This window comes from Microbacterium cucumeris (assembly GCF_058349845.2).
In genome coordinates this window covers 163484-183569 of sequence record NZ_JBYRIZ020000006.1, presented here as the reverse complement: position 1 = coordinate 183569, position 20086 = coordinate 163484, and the positions used below count along the sequence as shown (strand labels likewise).

The 20086-nt window shown below is 70.7% G+C and carries 12 protein-coding genes; 4 read left to right on the top strand and 8 right to left on the bottom strand.

What is annotated here, in order from left to right; all coding sequences use genetic code 11:
* Window positions 1-111: 111 nt before the first annotated feature.
* Entirely contained in the window at window positions 112-2715 is a 2604-nt protein-coding gene (locus AC3RXZ_RS16100; protein ID WP_491494685.1) for a helix-turn-helix transcriptional regulator, read from the bottom strand.
* Between the two features lie 102 nt (window positions 2716-2817).
* Window positions 2818-3342, bottom strand: coding sequence for a TetR/AcrR family transcriptional regulator (locus AC3RXZ_RS16095; protein WP_491494684.1), 525 nt, complete (start codon window positions 3340-3342; stop codon window positions 2818-2820).
* Between the two features lie 81 nt (window positions 3343-3423).
* Here AC3RXZ_RS16095 and AC3RXZ_RS16090 point away from each other — a divergent pair, with 81 nt between their 5' ends.
* Entirely contained in the window at window positions 3424-4128 is a 705-nt protein-coding gene (locus tag AC3RXZ_RS16090; RefSeq protein ID WP_491494683.1) for an MBL fold metallo-hydrolase, read from the top strand.
* Window positions 4129-4138: 10 nt separating this feature from the next.
* On the opposite strand, the gene AC3RXZ_RS16085 is transcribed toward AC3RXZ_RS16090, so the two are convergent.
* The 4 genes from AC3RXZ_RS16085 to AC3RXZ_RS16070 all read right to left on the bottom strand — a co-directional run bounded on the left by AC3RXZ_RS16085 (window position 4139) and on the right by AC3RXZ_RS16070 (window position 9676).
* Window positions 4139-4684: a cysteine hydrolase family protein gene (locus AC3RXZ_RS16085; RefSeq protein ID WP_491494682.1), complete on the bottom strand. Its 546-nt coding sequence runs from the start codon at window positions 4682-4684 to the stop codon at window positions 4139-4141.
* Window positions 4681-6132 carry a purine-cytosine permease family protein gene (locus tag AC3RXZ_RS16080; RefSeq protein WP_491494681.1) on the bottom strand — a complete coding sequence of 484 codons (1452 nt, stop codon included), beginning with the start codon at window positions 6130-6132 and terminating at the stop codon, window positions 4681-4683. The genes AC3RXZ_RS16085 and AC3RXZ_RS16080 overlap by 4 nt, the downstream gene beginning before the upstream one ends.
* 70 nt (window positions 6133-6202) lie before the next feature.
* Complete coding sequence (locus tag AC3RXZ_RS16075; protein ID WP_491494680.1) at window positions 6203-8287, bottom strand: MSCRAMM family protein; 2085 nt, start codon at window positions 8285-8287, stop codon at window positions 6203-6205.
* A gap of 99 nt (window positions 8288-8386) precedes the next feature.
* Complete coding sequence (locus tag AC3RXZ_RS16070; RefSeq protein WP_243229681.1) at window positions 8387-9676, bottom strand: M18 family aminopeptidase; 1290 nt, start codon at window positions 9674-9676, stop codon at window positions 8387-8389.
* A 103-nt stretch (window positions 9677-9779) separates the two neighbouring features.
* Here AC3RXZ_RS16070 and AC3RXZ_RS16065 point away from each other — a divergent pair, with 103 nt between their 5' ends.
* Both AC3RXZ_RS16065 and AC3RXZ_RS16060 read left to right on the top strand, forming a co-directional pair.
* Window positions 9780-16727 (top strand): COG1361 S-layer family protein, encoded by a 6948-nt coding sequence (locus AC3RXZ_RS16065; RefSeq protein WP_491494679.1) that lies wholly within the window; start codon window positions 9780-9782, stop codon window positions 16725-16727.
* Between the two features lie 4 nt (window positions 16728-16731).
* Window positions 16732-16890 carry a hypothetical protein gene (locus tag AC3RXZ_RS16060; protein WP_491494678.1) on the top strand — a complete coding sequence of 53 codons (159 nt, stop codon included), beginning with the start codon at window positions 16732-16734 and terminating at the stop codon, window positions 16888-16890.
* 22 nt (window positions 16891-16912) lie between these two features.
* Here the strand turns inward: AC3RXZ_RS16060 and AC3RXZ_RS16055 are convergent, their stop codons facing one another.
* Window positions 16913-17569, bottom strand: a complete 657-nt coding sequence (locus AC3RXZ_RS16055; protein WP_491494677.1) for a response regulator — start codon at window positions 17567-17569, stop codon at window positions 16913-16915.
* Between the two features lie 227 nt (window positions 17570-17796).
* Between AC3RXZ_RS16055 and AC3RXZ_RS16050 the strand changes: the two genes are divergently transcribed.
* On the top strand, window positions 17797-18969 hold the full coding sequence (locus AC3RXZ_RS16050) for a sensor histidine kinase (protein ID WP_491494676.1): 1173 nt from the start codon (window positions 17797-17799) through the stop codon (window positions 18967-18969).
* Between the two features lie 221 nt (window positions 18970-19190).
* Here the strand turns inward: AC3RXZ_RS16050 and AC3RXZ_RS16045 are convergent, their stop codons facing one another.
* A complete protein-coding gene (locus AC3RXZ_RS16045) occupies window positions 19191-19937 on the bottom strand; it encodes a GntR family transcriptional regulator (protein ID WP_491494675.1) in 747 nt (248 codons plus the stop codon).
* Window positions 19938-20086 lie beyond the last annotated feature (149 nt).

Here is a 20086-nt window from a genome sequence, read left to right as displayed (position 1 = left end):
CGTCAGGCCTCCCCCTGGTTCGATTACCTGACGACTCTGGCGTGATCGACGGAGGCGACGACAGTGCGGATGACACGTTTCACCCGGGATGCCGCGGAATTGGTACCGGGACTAATCCACCCGATGCGGGCGAGAACCCAGCAGGCCCAGGTCGCGCGCGACGGCGACGGCAGAGTGCCGTGACGACACGCCCAGCTTGCGATAGATCCCCTGCAGCTGCGTCTTGACGGTGTGCGGGGAGACGACGAGGGCTGCCGCGATCTCGCGGATGCTGCCGTGCTCGGCGAGCGCCTCCAGCACGGCGCCCTCCCTGGGCGTGAGCGTGACGGACGGCGACGAGCGAGGGGAGGCGGCGAGCGAGGGCACGTCGAGATAGCGTTGCAGATGCGTCGATCCCCGTCTGCGGGCGAAGTCGACCAGCAGCGACCGGTCGTGGACGGGCAGCAGTGCGACGTGAGCTCGCGCCCCGTGGGTGTCGGCGATCACGGATGCCGATCCCAGCCAGTCCCAGGCGTCCGCATCCTGGCCCCGCCGAAGCGCGGCGACGGCGGCGAAGGTCTGGGTCGCCGCCTGTGTGCGTGCGGTGTGCTCCGGGAACTCGAGTGCGGCGCGCGCCTCGCGCAGCGCTGCGGCGTCCTGGGCGGCGGCCAGGAGCACCGCGATCCGGGCGCTCGCGAGATGGACGCTGTCCGTGGGCTGCCCGTCCAGCAGCCCCGCTGCGGAACGCGCATCGCCCACGACGACGCGCACATGGGCGAGGACGGCGAGGAGGTGCTCGGTCGCCACGTTGTCGCCGACCCCTGGCGGCGGGAACGGCGCCGCCAGGGCTGCGGTCACGCGATCGGCCGCAGCTCTGCCCTGCCCGAGTCCGTGCCGAGCCACGACGGAGACGGCGGTGTGGAACGGCCAGAACTCCGCGAGCGGCATGTAGGTGTCGATGCCGCGCAGCAGGTCGATCACGGCTGCGAAATCCAGCGCGTCGAGGAGCAGGTACGCTTCGGCGACGAGGCCGAGTCCCGTCATGTACGAGCGGCGCAGTTCCTGAGGCCAGGCGTCCCGGTCGATGGCCGCGAGGTGCGAGCGCGCATGCACGAGGTCTCCCGTGAACGCGGCGCCTCCGGCGGCGTAGGCGATCGAGTAGTTCCGTGCGGTCTGGCTCGTGCACAGCGTCACGGAGCGGGTCATCGCGGCGAGCCCCTCTTCGATCCGTCCTCCCTGCAAGAGGCTGTAGCTCAACTGGCGCAGGACGGTCCCGACGTGATCGCCGGCGTGCGCGAGCACAGCGGGATCGATCTCGTCGATCAGTCGTGCCGCCGGGATGCCGGCTTCCGCGGAGTCGCGGAACGACAGTGCCAGTCGGCGGGCGATGGCACGCATGGCGGCGAGGGTGAACGCGTCGACCGAGGGCTCGATGTACGACGGACGTGCCGAGGACTCCACGGCGATGCGGAAGATGCGCGGAGCCTGGGATCGCAGCAGAGGGTGGGCAGTGAGGGCGAGCCCCAGCCCGAACGCCAGCATCGGTCGTTCCGAAAGAACGGTCTCGGGCACGGTCCGCAGCGAGGGAAGGAAGCGGTCGGTGATGTAGCTGTCCGGATTCGTCGTGACGACCTGCACGTAGATGCCATCGGCCAGGTCGAAAGCGCGGCCCTCGATCGCGAAGAGCAGCGCCTGGTCGACGTCGTCGTTCTCCCGCAGCCACAGGGCGGTGGTGACGCAGGACGTGAGGAACCCCTCGGTGTCATCGGACGCCCGCGATCGGAAGGAGTCACGGATCGTCTCGACGAGCTGGAACACGGGCCGGTTGCGCGCGTACGGAATCCAGCGCCCAAAGCCGTTCCGTTCCAGCATGTCGAGCACCGCCCCGGCGTCCAGATGGCCGGTCAAGCGTGTTGCGAGCTCGACATCGACGTACGGCGGCACGCTCGCGGCTGTCACGAACCGCACGGCTTCGGGGTCGGGCAGCTGTGCCTCGAGCTTGGCGGCCATCACCGCATCCCACTCCATCGTCCCCACATGCGGGATGCGGCCGAGGTGCGCGAGCGCGAGCGTCGCGGCGCGCACGGTGAGCGCATACCCGTGCGTGGAGCGGAGGATGGAGCGGACGATGCGGGGATCATCGACCCCGGTCTGCTCCGCGATGAGGGTGCCCACTTCGTCCTCGGTGAAGGCGAGATCCGTCATCGTGATGATCCGTGTCGCCCCGGCATCCTGGAGAGCGAGCTCCGCCAGGGCGGTATGGGATCGGGTCGTGATGAGCAGGCGGACGGCGGGCACGGCGGCGACGAGCCGTACGAGATCCTGATCGATCTCCGCCATCGCGTCGCCCAGGTGCTCGTAGGCATCCAGGATCAGGGTGACGGCACCGGCGCCGGTGAGGAGATCGATCGCGACGTCCACGGGATCGGCGCCGTCGCCGAGCATGCCCCCGACCCGGCCCGCCGCCTCCTCCGGCAGCGTTCCCAGTCGGCGAGCGGTCGCGACGACGTGCTGCCAGAACGCCTGCCGGCTCCCGATCCCCGACCCGAGGGCGATCCAGGAGCGGGGCTGGTCGTCGGGTTGCTGCAGCGCCCAGCTGCGCAGCAGAGTGGTCTTGCCGATCCCGCTCGGTCCCTGGATCACGCACAGCCGGATGCCCGGGGCGTCCAGGATCCGATACAGGCGGGGACGATCGACGACGCCGGCGACGGCGGCCGTCCCGGCATCTTCGGGCACGCGAATCACTGCAGGGCTCCCTCCCCAGCGGTGATCGGCACCGGACCACGGCTCACCGCACGGACATATTCTTACCGCATGCGGGAGTCATGGGGCGCAATGTCAGCCCTCCAGGCTCGAGATGATCCGATGCAGGCCGTAGGCGAAGGCGCGGTCGACGTCGCCTCCCAGGCGGAACGCGCCCGCCAGCTCCATCTGCAGGAACCCAGTCGCCCAGGCGGTGAACAGCCGAGCGGCCTCGAGGGCGTCCTGTTCGCCGACGAGTGCAGCGCACGCGTCGAGAACTGGTTCGGACGCGCGCCGCAGGGCGGCCTGCGGCGCGGCGGTCGTGAAGATCAGCCGGAAGCTCTCCGGAAAGGCGTGCGCGAAGGCGCGGTAGGCGATGGCGAGGGTGGGGAGGTCGCCGCCTGCGGAGTGCAGACGGCCGGTGAGGTCATCGATCGCGGACTCCGCGATCGCCGCCACGAGCGCCTCCCGGTCGCGCACCCGCTTGTACAGCGACGGCGGTCGAACGCCGACCCGGGCGGCCACGGCCTGCATCGTGAGCCCCTCGAAACCCGCGGCCTCGAGGATCGAGCGTCCCGCGGCGACGATGTCCGCGTACGTGGTGCGTTCCGGTGTCGGCATTCCGTCCTCCTGATGATGGCTATTGACATTAGCCATCATAGCTACGTATCGTAGCCATGCCCGGTCTTGGAAGGACATGTCATGGAAATCGCCCCGCAGCTGCACCGTCTCGGAAACGACATCGTCGCGTCCTATCTCATCGATCTTCCCGAGGGCATCACGCTCGTGGACGCGGGGCTGCCCGGGCACTGGCGCGATCTGCAGGAGGAGCTCGCCGCGATCGGGCGCCCGCTCTCGGACGTCCGCGGGCTCGTCCTCACGCACGGCGACAGCGATCACATCGGCTTCGCCGAGCGACTGCGCCGTGAGACCGGCGTCCCGATCTTCGTCCACTCCGCCGACGCGCATCGCGCCCGCACCGGCGAGAAGCCCAAGACCCCGATGGGGCCGGCCAGGATCGGTCCGACGCTCGGCTTTCTCGCCTACGGGATCCGCAAGGGCATGAAGCCCGAGTTCCTGACGGAGGTCGTCGAGGTCGCAGACGGCGACGTGCTGGACCTGCCCGGCGCGCCGGTGATCATCGGGATGCCGGGACACTCGCCCGGCAGTGTCGCCGTGCACATCCCCGCGGTGGACGCCGTGTTCGTCGGCGACGCGCTCACCACGCGCCATGTGCTCACCGGGCGCGCCGGCGCGCAGCCGGCGCCGTTCACCGACGACGCCGCGGAGGCGAACGCGTCGCTGGACCGCCTGAGTGCGGTGCAGGCGTCGTGGATCCTCCCCGGACACGGGGCGCCCTGGAAGGGGCGCCCCGCGGAACTCGTCGCCGCGACGCGCGCAGCCTGACGGGAGCCGCTCAGCGCCCGGCGAGCACGTCTGCCGTGTCCGTGACGACGATCTGCGGCGGATAGAGCCCCATCACCTGCAGCGCCGCGGCGTGGTTCTCCGCCGTCGATCCCGCGCAGGCATCGGCGGCGACGGTCACGTGCGCCCCGGCATCCGCCGCCGCCAGCGCCGTCGAGATCACGCAGCAGTCCGTCGAGACCCCGCAGAGCACCACGCGTGCGCCTCGGCCGACGACGGACTCGAGCTCGGGACCCCACTTGCCGAACGTCGGCAGATCGACCGTCGGATGCCGGGACAGCCCGGCGGCCGCCGGGACGAGGTCGAACAGCGCGTCGTCCGCCGGGCGATCCGCGAACGGCCACGCCGCGAAGTAGTCGCCCCACGACGTCGACCGGTCCGCCGTCGGCAGCCACCGGGTCACGACGACGCGGTCTCCGAACGCCTCGGCCAGCGCGCGGATGCGCGGCATGGCCTCGTCGAAGAACGGCGACCCCCATTCCGAATCCCGTGCGGCGAAGACGGCCTGAGGATCGATGACGACCAGCCAGTCGCTCACGCCTGCTCCTGACGCCGGATCCTCCCGGCCCTGGCGAACCAGGTCACCAGGAACGACAGCACGAGCGCGAAGAAGACGCCGAGGTTCGCGTATGCCCACTCGCCGTCACGTCCGCCGACGAGGAACAGCAGGTAGCCCTGCCAGTTGTTCCACGGAGCCGCCTCGGCGAAGGTGTTGACCACGAGTCCCCATCCGATCGCGCTCGCGACGATCATGGTGCCGATCGAGGTCCAGTCCCAGGACCCGTACCGGCCGCGGCTGTCGAACAGCGCGTCCTCGTCGTAGTCCCTCCTGCGCCGCAGGATGTCCGCGATGAGGATGCCGGCCCAGGATGCCAGCGGCACGCCGAGCGTGATGAGGAAGCTCTGGAACGGCCCGAGGAAGTCGGGCGCGAAGAACACGACGAGGATCGTCCCGATCGTCAGGATCACGCCGTCGATCGCCGCGGCGGACGGACGGGGGATCCGGATGCCGAGGCTGAGCAGCGTGAGCCCGGAGGAGTAGATGCCCAGCACCGCGCCGGAGACCAGCGCGAGCACGGCGGTCAGCAGGAACGGCACGAGCACCCAGGTCGGCAGGATCGTCGCCAGGGCCCCGATCGGATCGGCGGCGATCGCCGCGCTCAGTTCGGGATCGGACCCTGCCAGCAGCAGCCCGAAGAGCACCAGGATCACCGGGGCGACGGATCCGCCGATGGTGTTCCAGGCCACGATCGCGCCGTCCGACGCCGTGCGCTTCTGGTAGCGCGACCAGTCCGCCGCGATGTTGATCCAGCCCAGACCGAACCCGGTCATGACCATGACGAGCGCGCCTGTCACCTGACCGAGGTTGCCCGCGGGCAGTGCCATGACGGTCGCCAGGTCGATGCTCGGCGCCGCGAGGACGATGTACACGATCGTGACGACGCCGGTGATCCAGGTGAGCACCGACTGCAGCTTCATGATCGTGTGATAGCCCAGCACGGATGCCGCGACGATGAGCGCCGCGACGATGACGGTCGCGACGATCTTCAGCCCCACGCTGTCGCCGTCGCCGCCGAGCTGCGTGATGACGGTCGCCGTCGCGAGCACGGCCATGATCGCCAGGAACGTCTCCCAGCCGATCGACGTCAGCCACGAGACGATGCCGGGGACCTTCTGCCCGTGCACGCCGAACGCCGCGCGGGAGAGCACCATGGTCGGCGCCGATCCGCGCTTGCCGGCGATCGCGATCAGACCGCACAGCAGGAACGACACGACGATCCCGACCACCGAGACCAGGGTGGCCTGCCAGAAGGAGATGCCGAAGCCGAGCACGAACGAGCCGTAGGACATCCCGAAGACCGACACGTTGGCCGCGAACCACGGCCAGAACAGGTCGCGCGGTCTCGCCGTGCGGTCGGACTCGGGGATGATCTCGATGCCGGCGCGCTCGACGAGCCCCGGGACCGTCGCGATCTTGTCGGACATGGCGGCCTCCTGATGGGGCCGGCCCCGGCCCCGCTGGAACTCATCATGGCACCAGCGGGACCCCGGGGGATCAGCGGCCGGCGGCGCGCCTTCCGCGCAGCGTCAGAGCGGCACCCGCCGCGAGGGCGGCTCCGCCGACGGCGAGCAGGGCGATCGGCAGCGCCGATCCGGTCGTCGCGAGGTCGTCGGATCCGCCGTTCGCGCCCGCGCCCTCCGCGTCGCCACCGGAGCCGTCCGCCGCACCGGCGGCGTCGGCATCCGAGCCGCCGGCGTCCGCCGAGCCGCCCGCGTCGGCGTCCCCGCCGTCAGCGTCGGCATCCGCGTCGGCTCCGCCGGGGTCGACCGCGATGAGCGTGAAGTCCTGCTCGACGTACACCTCACCGGCGTCCGTCACCGTCACGGTGATCGTCGCGGGGCCCGAGATCTCGTACCCTTCGGGGGCCGTCACCTCGACCGTGTGGCGGCCGTTGCGCAGCGTCGTCGCACTGTACGCGCCCTCCGCGTCGGTGGTGAGCGTCTCCTGCCCGCCGACGGAGGTCAGCGTGAGGGGGACGCCCTCGACGGGGGCGCCCGAGTCGTCCCGGACGGTTCCGGCGACCGTGCCGAACCGGCCGAGCGCGAAGTCGGCGTCGACCACGTCTTCGTCCCCGACCGGATGAGAGCGAGATGCGGTGTAGACATACATCCCCGCCGGGACGTCCTCCTGGACGATGCGCACGACGTAGTCCCCGCTGTCCAGGCGCGGGAAGGCGTAGTTGCCGTCCGCGTCCGTGACCGTCGTCAGCGGACCGCTCGGCCCGTCGATCTGGAGCGTGATGCCGGGGACCCCGACCCCGGCCGCCGTCACCTGGCCGGACAGGGAGGGATTCTCGGCCAGCACGAAGTCCTGGCCCTCGATCGGCGTCTCGTCCCCCGCCGGCACCGTGAAGGGCCCGGGGCCCTCGCTCAGCGTGTAGCCGTCGGGCACGGTGATCTCGGCCTGCCACGTTCCCACCGGCACCTCGTCGAACAGGTAGGTGCCGTCCGGCCCGGTCGTGGTGGTCAGAGGGCCGTCATCCGTCGGGATCGTGACCGTGGCCCCGGGGATCGGGTCGCCCGCCTCATCGAGGACGGTGCCCGACACCGCCACCGGGACGATGTCGCGCACGGTGAGATCGACCGCGGCATCGGCGGTCCGCAGGTCCGCAGTGCCGGAGCGAGTGACGGCGATCTTCCCGGCGGGAGGCGTCACCGTCACGGTGTACCCGTCCGCGGCGACCTGGCCGGGGAACTGGTAGGTGCCGTCCGCCGTGGTCGTCGTCGTCCCGAGGACGGAGCCGTTCGCGTCGACCAGGGTCACGGTCGCACCCGGAACCGGGTCCCCGGCGGCCGTGTCGGACACGGTCCCGGTGATGTCGCGGGCGAGCATGGTGAACCACGTCTGGTAGACGGGGAAGCCGGAGCGGCGCGTGAACTCGACGGTCAGCGAGGAGATCGCGACGGTCGGCTCGAACCAGGCCGCAGCACCCGAGGTGTCGAGGGCCGCGGCGTTGCCCGTGAGGGTCAGCGCGTCCGGATCCCAGGTCGGCACGTCGTCGGCCGCCCCCGTGCAGGAGGGCTTGCCGGCGACGCCGTCGGCGCAGTAGTTGAAACCGCCCTGGAAGCCGAGGTCGGCGGCGGTCAGCGCGGCCCCCGATGCGGTCACGCCGGACAGACGGACCGCGTCGGCGTCGATGTCGCCGAGCACGAACGCCCAGCCGGATGCCGGGGTCGGGCGGTCGAACGAGTACGTCGTGGTGGATGGGGAGGAGGCGTTGTCGGCCTTCGGCCGGAGGTTGAGGTACGGGCTGTTCCGGCTCGTGCCGTACTTCGCGCCCACGGGCGTCCCCTCCGAGAGCCAGGTCGAGGCGCCCGAGATCACGCCCACCTGCCCGGCTCGGGAGTCGCTCGTGACGCTCGCGCTCAGCGCCGGGCGGTCCACGAAGGAGATGTCCGTGGTGTACGCGTTGGCGCTCCCGGAGAGGGGTGCCCAGGTCGCCCACGTCGTGGTCGTCGCGGCAGAGGCCGGCAGCGTCCCACCGGCGGCTGTCACCGCCAGCATCCCGGTGGCGAAGAGGGCGAGGATCGAACGCCGTCCGCGTCGAGGCTCTGAGGCGGTCGTCGTCGTGCGTGCCATCGTGTCGTCTTCCGGTTCGGGACAGAGGGGCACTTCAATATATCCGGGGCCGAGCCCATCCGATATATCGATCCGGTCTCTGCTCGATCACGCGGAGTGTCAGGCCGAGAAGAAGGCCTCGGCGACGCGACGGAGGTCGTGCAGGTCGCTGACCCCCGCGAGCTCTCGCGCCGAGTGCATGGACAGGATCGGGACGCCGACGTCCACGGTCCGGATGCCCAGGCGCGTGGCCGTGATCGGTCCGATCGTCGACCCGCAGGGGACGGCGTTGTTCGACACGAACTCCTGCGACGAGACGCCGGCCGCGTCGCACCACGAGCTCCAGGCCGCCGATCCCACGGCATCCGTCGCGTAGCGCTGATTCGCGTTGATCTTCAGGATCGGGCCCGACCCGAGCAGCGGCTGGACGACCGGGTCGTGCTTGTGCGCGTAGTTCGGGTGCACCGAATGCCCGACATCGCTGGACAGGCACCAGGATGCGGAGAACGCACGGCGCTGCTCGGTCGCGTCGGCGCCGAGGCCGGCGTAGACGCGGACCAGCACGTCCTCGAGGAAGGGGCCGGCCGCGCCGGATCGCGATGCCGAGCCCAGCTCTTCGTGGTCGAAAGCGGCGAGGACCGGGATCACGCCGCCGGCCAGGGCGTCGGACGCCAGCGAGCCGAGCGCGGCGACGCCGGCGTGCACGGAGGCGAGGTCGTCCAGGCGGCCCGAGGCGAAGAACACGTCGTCCTTGCCGAAGACGGCGCCGCGCGCGGCATCCGCCACGACCGCGTCGAAACCGCGGATGTCTGCGGCATCCACCCCGGCGGAGCCCGCGAGCTCGCCCAGCAGGTCCTCGGCCGTCGGGTCGCCGAGGCCCCACACCGGCTGCGTCTGCGTCTGCTTGTCCAGCGCGAGACCGCTGTTCGCCTCGCGGTCGAGATGGATCGCGAGCTGAGGCAGGCGCAGCAGCGCGCCGGTGTCCGCGAGCACGACGCGTCCGTCCGCGAGGGCGAGGCGACCCGCCAGCCGCAGCTCGCGATCGAGCCAGGAGTTCAGAAGAGGCCCGCCGTACACCTCGACGCCCGCCTGCAGCCAGCCGCGGGCTCCCGTGGTGGGCTTCGGCTTGAGCTTGAAGCCGGGGGAGTCGGTGTGCGCGCCGAAGATGTGCGCCGGGGTCGTCGCCTGCGCGTCCGACGGCACGGCCCACGCGATCGCCGCGCCGTCGCGGACGACGACGAACCGTCCACCGGGCTGCGCCGGCCAGGGGTCGGCCTCGTCCAGGCGGGTGAATCCGGCGGCCTCCAGACGGCGCGCGACCTCCTCGGCGGCGTGGTAGCTCGACGGCGATTCCGACACGAAGTCGGCGAGATCCTCGGCGTGCGCGAGGGCGGGAGAGGGAGCGGGCATGGGGGACCTTCCGTGCGCGGGCATCACCTCGATCGTATTACTCGCGGTTCTGCACCGACGGCCCTGTCGCTACCATGGCCGCAGGCCCCGAAAGGACGTTGTCGTGCCCGCAGTGACCCGAACGAAGACCTTCCGCGGCGCGGCGATGGCGGCCGGCGCCCTGCTGCTGGCCTCGCTGCTCGGCGCTGTCGTCGACACGGCGGCGCCCGTCCCCGCCGTGGCGGCGCAGGATCCGACGATGTGCCAGGACTCGGTGGCTCTCGTCAACGGCGGATTCGAGCAGCCCACCGTCCCGGCCGGGCGCTATTCGCTCTTGGACGAGTCGGCGGTGCCCGGCTGGTTCACGAACGACGTCCAGAACAAGATCGAGATCTGGAGCAGCGGGTTCAACGGTGTCGCCTCGGCCGAGGGCAAGCAGTTCGCCGAACTGAACGCGTACAGCGCGAGCCGGCTCTACCAGGATGTCGCGACGACCCCCGGGCAGACGCTGTCGTGGTCGCTGAACCACCGCGGCCGTCAGGGGACCGACGTCATGCGCGTGCTCATCGGTCCGCCCGCTGCGCCGGTGCAGAACGGACCGAACCTCTCTGACGGCCTGAGCTGGGGAACGCATTCCGGCACGTACGTCGTCCCGGCTGGTCAGACGACGACACGGTTCGCCTTCGAGGCCGTGAGCTCCGCCGGGGGCAACGCGGCCGTGGGCAACCTGCTCGACAACATCACCTTCGGCACCGGTCCGTGCCTCATCAGCGACAAGACCGTGGAGAACCTCACGACCGCGGGCACCGCTGCCGAGGTCGGCGATGTGCTCCGCTACACGATCACGACCCGCAACGACGGAGGAAACCCGGCCGCGCAGTCGGTGGCGACCGACGTGCTCGACCCCGGACTGGAGTTCGTCCCCGGGTCGCTGCGCATCGTGAACGGCCCGGGTGCCGGAGCGCTCACCGACGCCGCGGGGGACGACCGCGGCGAGTACGCGGCGGGCGATCGCACGGTCCGTGTGCGACTGGGCGATCTCGCCACCGCCACCTCCGGAGGAGCTCTGCCCGCGGGCTCCTCCACGACGCTCTCCTTCGACGCGATCGTGGCGGTCGCCGGTGCCGCGAGCACGATCCGGAACGAGGCCCAGGTCGCCTTCCGTGACCCGGTGGTCGCGCAGGACCGCGTGTCGACGACGCAGACGACTGAGACGCCGGTGGGAGACGCGGCGGATCTCGCGATCGCGAAGACCCTCGACACCTCGCCGCTCGTGGCGGGAAAGCCCGTCGCGTACACGATCACCGTGACCAATGACGGACCGCAGTCGGCCGCGGACTTCACCGTGTCCGATCCGATCCCAGCCGGCCTCGAAGACGTCCAGGCCGAGACCGCGTCCGGGACGTGCACCGTGACCACGACCGTGGACTGCACGGGCGGTCCGCTCGGAGTCGGCGATTCGGCCGAGATCGCGGTCACCGGCACGCTGTCCGCCGGCGCGGCCCCCGGATCGGCTCTCGTGAACACCGCGCAGGTGAACGGCAGCACCACGGACCCCGATCCGAGCGACAACAGCGCGACGGCATCCGGAACCGTGACGGCCGTGACGGACGTCTCGATCGAGAAGACCTTCTCGCCGGAGGTCCCGGTCGCGGGCGGTGAGGTCACGTACACGCTCACCGCCGCGAACGGCGGTCCTTCGGCCGCCACGGACGTCGTGATCACGGATCCGCTCGACCCGGCGACGACATTCGTCGGCGTCGACTCGGATGCCGCCACCTGCGAGTTCGACGGATCGGTCGTGTCCTGCGCCGTCGGCACGCTCGCGCCGGGGGCATCGGCCGAGGCCACCGTGACGGTCGTGCTCGCACCGGATGCCGAAGGCGCCGTGCAGAACACCGCGACCGTCACCACCTCGACCTCCGAGCGGAACACGATCGACAACGCCAGCTCGGCAGCCTTCGACCCGACGATCATCGCCGACGTCGCCGTCACGAAGATCGCATCGGCCGAGACCGTCACCGCCGGGGACACGTTCACCTACACGCTGGGAGTGAGCAACACCGGCCCCTCCACGGCGGCGAACGTCGTGCTCACGGACGCGCTTCCCGCCGGCATCACGGTCCTGGGCCTGTCCCAGCCGGACACCGGGACGTGCGTCGAAGAGGGCGGCACCCGGGTGCGCTGCGACTGGGACGCCCTCGCACCGGGAGCCGAAGAGACGATCGTGCTGAGCGTCGCGGTGGCTGCCGACGCTCCGGCGGGCGAGCTGATCAACACCGCTTCCGTCGCAGCGCCGGCGGATGATCAGGACACGGCGAACAACTCGGCCTCGGCGACGGTCACCGTCGCGCAGAGCGCGGACGTCGGCGTGGAGAAGACGGCGTCCCCCGCGACGGGGGTCCCGGGGACGCCCCAGTCGTTCACGATCACGGTCACGAACGACGGACCCTCCGTCGCACGCGGCGTGACGGTCGCCGATTTCCTGCCGACGGCATATCTCGATCCCTCCACTCCGACCGACGGATGCCGCATCACCGGGTCCATCGGCAGCTGCCTGCTGGGCGACCTCGAACCCGATCAGTCCGTGACCGTCACGATCGACGGCGTCATCGCCGCCGACGCGACAGGAGTGCTCAGCAACACCGCGACGGTCGGGTCGGCCACGCCGGATCCCAACGACGCCAACTACTCGAGCACCGTGGACGTGCCCCTCGCCCCCTCGGCGGACGTGTCGCTGACGAAGACGACGTCGACCCCCGCCGTGGCGCTCGACGGGACGATCTCGTACCTCGTCACGGTGCGCAACGACGGGCCGTCGACCGCCACGGGGATGTTCGTGACGGACACCGTGGAGGACGGCATCGCGCTCGTCTCGGCCGAGGCATCCGTCGGCACCTGGTCGATCGACGGCTGGGCGGTCGGCGCGCTGCAGCCCGGTGCAGAGGAGACCCTCGCGATCTCCGCGGTCGGCACGGCCGAGGGGACGTTCACCAACACGGCCGTCGCCGCCTCGGAGACCGCCGATCCCGACAGCGTCGACCTGACCGGCACGGCCGATGTCGTCGTCGCCGCGTCCGCAGATCTCTCCGTGGTGAAGTCCGCGACGCCGGATCCCGTGGCGGTGAACGAACGCATCACCTACACGCTCACGGTGCAGAACAGCGGACCCAATGCCGCCGTGGACATGGTGATCTCCGATCCCCTTCCGCCCGAGCTCATAGACATCACGACGACGACCCCGGGCTGCACGATCGAGGGCCGCGAGTTCCGCTGCGTCGTGGCGTCGTTCCCATCCGGTTCCGGCGGCACACTGCAGTACTCGGCGACGGTCGATCCCGCCACCGCGGCCACCGAGGTGACGAACACCGTCACGGTCGCCTCCGCCACGGCCGACCCCGACCCCGACGACAACACCAGCTCGACGACGACGCCGATCACCGGCAGCGGCGAGATCGAGCTCGTCAAGACCGCCGGGACGCCGGTCGACGCGGACGGGGACGGCGCGATCGGGGCCGGTGACGAGATCGCGTACGACTTCACGGTGACGAACACCGGACCGACGACCGCGACGGATCTGACCGTCGACGATCCCCTCCTCGGCGGCGCACTGGACTGCCCGGCGTTCGACGGCGTCACCCTCGCGCCGGGCGACGATGCCGCCTGCGGCCCGATCGTCCATGTGCTCACGCAGGAGGACATCGACGCGGGGCAGGTCGTGAACACCGCCACCGCCACGGCCGGCACGCCGCGCGGACCCGTCTCGGACGATGACGCGGTCACCACCGCGGTTCCGTCCGTCAGCGCGATCAGCCTGGACAAGCAGGCGGCGGACCCGGTCGATGCGGACGGCGACGGGGTGCTGGGCGCCGGAGACACCGTGAACTACACTTTCACCGTCACCAACACCGGCACGACGACGATCAGCGACGTCCAGATCACGGACGAGATGCTCGGAGGAGCGGTCGCGTGTCCCGAGCTCGCCGGTGTCGCGCTGGCACCCGGCGACGCGGTCGACTGCGCCCCGATCACCTATGCGCTGCTCCAGGAGGACGTCGACGCCGGCACCGTGCACAACGAGGCGAGCGTGACGGGGGAGGCGCTCGGCGGAGAGGTGACCGACACCGCGCAGGCCGACATCGACGTCGCGGGCAGCGACGCGGTGGAGCTGATCAAGACCGCGGGTGACATCACGGATGCCGACGGGGACGGGCTCCTCGGCGCCGGCGACGAGGTCTCCTACACATTGACGGTCCGCAACACGGGCACCACGACCCTCTCCGTCACCGCCGTGGAGGACCCGCTTCTCGGCGGTGACATCGGATGCCTCGCCGACGGGCCCGCCACGCTCGCGCCCGGAGGCGAGCTCGACTGCGAGCCGGTGGTCTACACCCTGACGCAGGCCGACATCGACGCCGGTGAACGGGACAACACCGCGACGGTCGAGGCGCAGGGGGCGGGCCCCGTCGAGGACGAGGCATCGGCCACCGTGCTCATCGCGGGCACCACGGGCGTGGCGCTCACGAAGGACGCCTCGGCGCCGACCGACACGGACGGCGACGGCATGATCGGTGCGGGCGACGAGATCACGTACTCGTTCACGGTGACGAACACCGGTACGACGACGCTCACCGGTGCATCGGTCGACGACCCGCTGCTGGGTGGGGCTCTGGACTGCCCGGCTCTGGAAGGGCTGAGCCTCGCGCCCGGCGACGAGGCCGAGTGCGGCCCGCTGACCTATGCCCTGACGCAGGAGGACATCGACGGAGGCGCCGTGCACAACACGGCGACCGTGAACGCGACCTCGGAGACGGGTTCGGCGACGGACGAGGCCGAGGCGGACGTCTCGGTCACGGGTACCGACGCCACAGCCCTCGTCAAGTCCGCGGGCACTCCGACGGATGTCGACGGCGACGGTCGCATCGGCGCCGGAGACGAGGTGGCGTTCTCGTTCACGGTGACGAACACCGGTACGACGACACTGACGGGCGCGTCGATCGACGACCCGATGCTCGGAGGGCCGCTGGACTGCCCTGAGCTCGCCGGGGCGGTGCTGGCGCCGGGCGACTCGGCGGACTGCGGGCCGGTCGCGTACGCGCTCACCCAGGCCGACGTGGATGCCGGCAATGTGCAGAACGCGGCTTCCGTCACGGCATCCGGACCCTCCGGCCCGGTGACCGACGACGCCCAGGCGACCGTGACGATCACCGGTGCGAACGGTGTGAGCCTGACCAAGACGGCCGGCGAACCGGTCGACGCCGACGGCGACGGGGCGCTCGGCGAGGGCGACGGCATCGCCTACACGTTCACGGTGACGAACACGGGCACGACGACCCTGACGGGCATCCTCGTCACGGACCCCATGCTGGGCGGACCCGTCCCCTGCCCGGCTGTGGGGCCACTCGCCCCGGGTGGGGAGATCGTGTGCGGGCCGATCGCGTACACGCTGACCCAGGACGACGTCGACCAGGGCGTCGTGAGCAACACGGCGACGGTCGACGCGCAGGCACCGGACGGGGAGGTGCAGGACACCGCCCAGGCCGACACCACGATCGACGGGACGGACGCCGTCGAGGTGACCAAGACGCCGAGCGCCGCGGTGGACACGACCGGTGACGGGCTCATCGGCGCGGGAGACGAGATCTCCTATGCGTTCACGGTGATCAACACGGGAACGACGACGCTCACGGGTGCGGCGATCACGGACGACAGGCTCGGCGGTGCACTGGACTGCCCGGCGCTGGTCGGCGCATCCCTCGCCCCGGGCGACGAGATCGCGTGCGGCCCGTACCCGTACGAGATCACGCAGGACGACGTCGAGGCGCAGGTCGTGCACAACGAGGCCGGGGTCACGGCGCAGGGCGTCGTCGGCGCGGTCGCGGACGATGCGAGCGCGGATGTCGTGATCTCCGGCACCGACGCGATCGCCCTCGACAAGGTCGGCGCGGCGCCGGTGGACGCCGACGGCGACGGACGGATCGGCGCGGGCGACGAGATCTCCTACACCTTCACGGTGCGCAACACGGGGACGACCGTGATCGACGAGGTCGCGATCGATGACGGGCTGCTCGGCGGCGCGATCGACTGCACCGCCCTCGAGGGAGCCGAACTGGTCCCCGGTGATGAGATCGTCTGCGGTCCGGTGGTGTACACGCTCACACAGGAAGACGTCGACGCGCAGAGCGTGCACAACGAGGCGACCGTGACCGGCGCCGGCGCTGGCGGCGCAGTGCAGGACTCCGCGACGGCGGACGTGCCGGTGAGCGGAGAGGACGGCATCTCGCTAGTCAAGTCCGCCGCGGCGATCGAGGACGCGAACGGCAGCGGACAGGCGGATGCCGGGGACACCGTCGCCTACACGTTCGCGGTGACGAACACCGGGACGACGACCGCGACCGGCGTGGTCATCGAGGACGCCCGCGTCGACGGCGACATCGTCTGCGAGGCGACCGATATCGCGCCCGGTGACATGGTGATCTGCCGCGCCGACCCCGTGGCGCTCACGCAGGCCGAGATCGACGCAGGACAGATCGTCAACACGGCGACGGCCACGGCAGGGGGTGCAGGCGGGACGCCGGTCACCGCGACGGACACCGTCACGACGCCGATCGAGGCGCAGCCGGCGATCGCCGTCGAGAAGACCGGTGGCGACTACGTGGATGCGAACGGCGACGCGAAGGTCAGTGCCGGTGACACCGTGCAGTTCCGGTTCAGGGTGACGAACACCGGGGCGGTCACGCTCACCGACATCACGATCGACGACCCGAAGCTCGGTGGCGCGATCCCCTGCGAAATCGGCGATCTGGCACCAGGGGATTCCGCCGAGTGCGGTCCGGTGGCGTACACGGTCACGGCCGAAGAGGCGAAGGCGCACGCCGTCGTCAACGCCGCGACCGCGTCGGCGATGAGCGGGGCGACGACTGTGACCGCATCCGATTCCGTGACCGTCGACCTCCCTGAGCTCGCCGTCACCGGCGGAATCGTCGCGGGGCTCGGCTGGGCCGTCCTGCTGATCGCGCTCGGACTCATCGCGCTGGTGAGCGCCCGCGTGCGTCGGACCCGACTCGTGTGACGCCATGACGCTCGCGCCGGTCGCCCTGGTCGCGCCGCTGCGCGAGGTGAGCGTCGCGCTCGTGAGCCTGTTCGGTGCCTTCGCACTCCGTGAGCCCCGGCCCGCGCGGCGGATCGCGGCCGCGGCCGTCGTCGTGGAGGGGATCGTGCTGCTCGCCCTGTGAGGGCGCATCCGGGTGGGGCGCGTCAGCGGAAGTCGACGAGGCCCGCTCGCGCGGCCGTGACGAGGATCTGCACGCGGTCGCGCACGTGCCACTTGGACATGATCCGCCCCAGATGCGCCTTGACCGTCCCTTCGGACACGATCAGCGCCCGGGCGATCTCGGCATTCGACATGCCCGCGGCCAGACGATCCAGGACCTCCGTCTCGCGGTCGGTGAGCGCTTCGAGCGCCTCCCGGTCCGCGCCGGAGTGCTCGGCGTCGCGGACGTGCTTGATGAGCATGGATGCCACGCGCGGAGACAGCGAGCTGCCGCCGGCGTGCACCTCGCGGACGCCTGCCACGATGCTCTCGGCAGTGGAGTCCTTGAGCAGATACCCCGCCGCGCCGGCGCTGAGCATCGGGAGCACGGTGTCGCTGCCGTCGAGCGTGGTGACCGCGAGCACTCGGATGTCGGGCCAGCGCTGCGCGATCACGGTGGTCGCCTCGATGCCGTTCATCTCCGGCATCTGCACGTCCATCATCACCACGTCAGGGCGGTCCCGCTCGACGATGCCGATCGCCTCTCGCCCGTCCTCGGCCTGGCCGATGACGTCGATCTCGGGATCGCGCGCCACGAAGTGGGCGAGAGCCGTGCGCACCAAAGGGTCGTCATCGACGATGAGGACGCGGATTTCCGGCATGGAGGAAGCCTAACGGCTGAGCGGACGACGCGAAGCGACCTGGACCTTTGGCCAATGAAGTCTGTCCAGGAGTCAGATGTGCCGCTCGCGCTCCACCGAGAAGATGAAGTCATCGCTGGACGAACGACCAAGCACGGGAGGTGAATCACTATGTCTTTTTGGGAGCAGTTCGGACGCTTCTTCGGCCTCTATCGCTAGAGTACCTGGCGAATAGGAGATACTGAACCATGGCTTCAGACCGGTCGGCCCGGGGTGCGCCCGACGTCCTCCGGCTGGGTCCGGGGGAGAAGCTGAGCGCCATCGAGCGCATCGTCGTCTTGGCGATCATCGTCGGCATCGTCCTCCTCGACGTCATCGGTCTGATCTCCACGCCGGGGGCGGACGTTTCACGGTCGATCGTGAGCATCCTCACCACGGCGATCCTCGCCCTCTTCCTCGTCTCGCCTTTGCTGGCGACATGCGCGCTGGGCCTCGCCTTCGCGCTGTCGTTTCTCGTCTCGGCGGAGACGCAGGTCCTGACCACCGCAGCGGTGGCCGCGGCCCTGGTCATGCGCCTCGGGCGCACATCGCTGATCCTGTCCTACACCGGCGGGTTCCTCCTCGCAGCCGCGATCATCGCGTACGGCGACACGAGAGTCCCGGTCAACGTCGGCATCTACCTCATCTTCGCCACCGTCGCCGGTGGCGTCGGCTTCGCTCTGCGGCTCGCGTTCGCTCGCGGCCGGCGTCTGGAGCAGCAGCTCGCCGCGAGCGCGGAACAGGAGCGCCAGGCCGTGCTCGCCGAGCGACGATGGATCGCGGGCGAACTGCACGACAGCATCGCGCATCACCTCACGGTGATCTCGCTGCACGTGCAGATGCTGGACGACGCCGAGACCCGCCCCGAGTCGCAGGAGGCGATCCGCGCGGCCGCCCGCAAGGCGATGACGGATCTGCGATTCGTCATCGAGCTCGCCGACGACGGGCCGCGCTCGGCCGGAATGCAGACCGGCGACCTCGCGGCGGCCATCGACGAGGCGCGCGAGGAGCTGGAGGCTGCCGGCCACGCTGTCACTGCCGACGCCGACCCCACCGACCAGCGCATCCCGCGATCCGCGGAGATCATCCTCGCGCGCATCGTGCGTGAATCGGCCACGAACATCCTCAAGCACGCCGGGCCCGGTGCGATCGAGCTGCGCCTCAGCGTGGACGACGACGCGGTCGGCCTCATGATCAGCAGCCCGCTGCCGGCGACACCGCGCCGCGACCTGCCGTCCAGCGGCACGGGCATCGGCCGGATGGCCGAGCGGGTGCTCGGCGCGAGCGGTGAGTTCAGCGCCGGGGAATCCGACGGCCTCTGGCGGGTCGTCGCCCGGCTTCCCATCGCCCGCCCGCAACCCGAGATCCGCCCTGCCGGCTGAGAGCGCCTCGCGCGCGGAGGGCACGAAGGGCGAGGAACTGGACGAAAGTCGTAGACGGACTCGACGTTCGGCGCTATCGGGCCCCTTCGGGGTCCGCATAGCCTGAAAGCTCCCCAGAGTACGGCGTCCCCAGCGCCGAGATCGCGGGCGCGGCATCACGGCTTCCCATGGATGCGCGCTCGCGATCGTCTGTTTCGGGGCGACGATCGCGACGCGTCCCGTCACCCTCCCACGGCGCGCATGTAGTGGCCGTCGTCGGAGATCCCGGACGCCGCGACCGTGAACCGGACGACGTCGCTGAGGTAGCGGTCCTCCGAGGCCTCGAAGATGCGGCCGTCCGGGCCGCGCGAGATGCGGCTGAGGCGCAGGATGGGCGTACCCGGGGGGACGCGCAGGAGCTCGGCGTCCTCGGCATCCGCCGCCACGGCGTCGATCTCGTGCTGCAGTCCCACGATCGGATGCCCCTTCGAGCCGAGGAACTCGGTGATCGACACAGCATCCGGATCGATGTCAAGCAGCAGCCGGCCGACGGGCTCGATGTAGCAGAGCCGTTCGAGCATGGTCGGGCGGCCGTCGAGCAGACGCAGGCGCACCACCGTGACAACGGTGTCGTCGGGGTCGATGCCGAGGGCGGTTGCCTTGTCGGCGCCGGCCCGGCGCAGGCTCACCTGCTGGGTTCGCGCCCCCGGCGTCACGCCGAGCTCGCGCGCCCAGCGCGTGAACGGCACCGAGACGTCCACGGCCTGATCGGCCTTGCGCGCGACGACCCGGGCCGGACGACCACGCGTCGTCTCGATGAGCCCTTCGCCGCGCAGCGCGGCCAGCGCGTTGCGGATCGGCCCGCGAGAGGTCCTCCATCGGGCGGCGAGCTCCGCTTCGGTGGGGACGTCGTCGCCGGGTCGCAGGTTTCCCGACGCGATCTGCTCGCGCAGGTCGTCGGCGATCTGGGTGTACACAGCTTCAGCCACATAGGCATACTACTTGTCCGAACGCGGAGTCGATGGTGAGTTCTTCCCGAGTTCACCTCGGAGAAGTCCAGGTGAACGCAGGTTGAACTCTTCCGACGTAGGTATATATCTCGGCGTCGTCGGTGTCAGAGTGGCATGCGGATCACCCC